The sequence below is a fragment of the Vibrio sp. 10N.239.312.C11 genome, from assembly GCF_041466065.1.
Classification (GTDB): Bacteria; Pseudomonadota; Gammaproteobacteria; order Enterobacterales; family Vibrionaceae; genus Vibrio; species Vibrio tasmaniensis_A.
The window spans coordinates 1-1,021 of the sequence record NZ_JBFSRZ010000144.1 but is presented as its reverse complement, the minus strand read 5'-3'; the positions used below and the strand labels follow the sequence as shown (position 1 = coordinate 1,021).

Sequence of the window (1,021 nt, the reverse complement as noted above, 5' to 3'; positions counted from 1 at the left end):
TCGCCTGTTACGTCAGTTGTACGGAAGTAGAACTGTGGACGGTAACCCTTGAAGAAAGGAGTGTGACGGCCGCCTTCGTCTTTAGAAAGTACGTATACTTCAGACTCAAACTTAGTGTGTGGGTTGATTGAACCTTTAGCAGAAAGTACTTGGCCACGTTCAACGTCATCACGCTTAGTACCACGTAGAAGTGCACCAACGTTCTCACCTGCACGACCTTCGTCAAGCAGTTTACGGAACATTTCAACACCAGTACAAGTAGTAAGAGTAGTCTCTTTGATACCAACGATTTCTACTTCGTCACCTACACGTAGGATACCGCGCTCGATACGACCAGTAACTACAGTACCACGACCTTGGATTGAGAATACATCTTCAATAGGAAGTAGGAACGGTAGATCAACAGCACGCTCTGGAAGTGGAATGTAAGAATCTAGTGCTTCTGCAAGCTCAACGATCTTGTCTTCCCACTGCTTTTCGCCGTTTAGAGCGCCAAGTGCAGAACCTTGAATTACTGGTAGGTCGTCTCCTGGGTACTCGTACTCAGAAAGAAGTTCACGAACTTCCATTTCTACTAGCTCAAGTAGCTCTTCGTCATCAACCATGTCACATTTGTTCATGAATACGATGATGTAAGGGATACCAACTTGACGACCAAGTAGGATGTGCTCACGAGTTTGTGGCATAGGGCCATCTGTAGCAGCAACAACTAGGATACCGCCGTCCATTTGAGCAGCACCAGTGATCATGTTTTTAACATAATCGGCGTGTCCAGGACAGTCTACGTGTGCGTAGTGACGTTCAGGAGTATCGTACTCAACGTGAGAAGTTGCGATTGTGATACCGCGCTCGCGCTCTTCTGGAGCGTTATCGATAGATGCGAAATCTTTAGCAACACCGCCGTACACTTTTGCAAGTGTAGTACAGATAGCAGCAGTTAGAGTTGTTTTACCGTGGTCAACGTGGCCGATAGTACCAACGTTTACGTGCGGTTTCGTACGTTCAAATTTTTCTTTAGACA

At 46.3% G+C, this 1,021-nt stretch carries 1 protein-coding gene; it reads right to left on the bottom strand.

The window, feature by feature from the left end; translation table 11 throughout:
* The coding region (tuf, locus tag AB6D07_RS23015) for an elongation factor Tu (RefSeq protein WP_102248954.1) at positions 1-1,021 on the bottom strand (1,021 nt) is incomplete at both ends.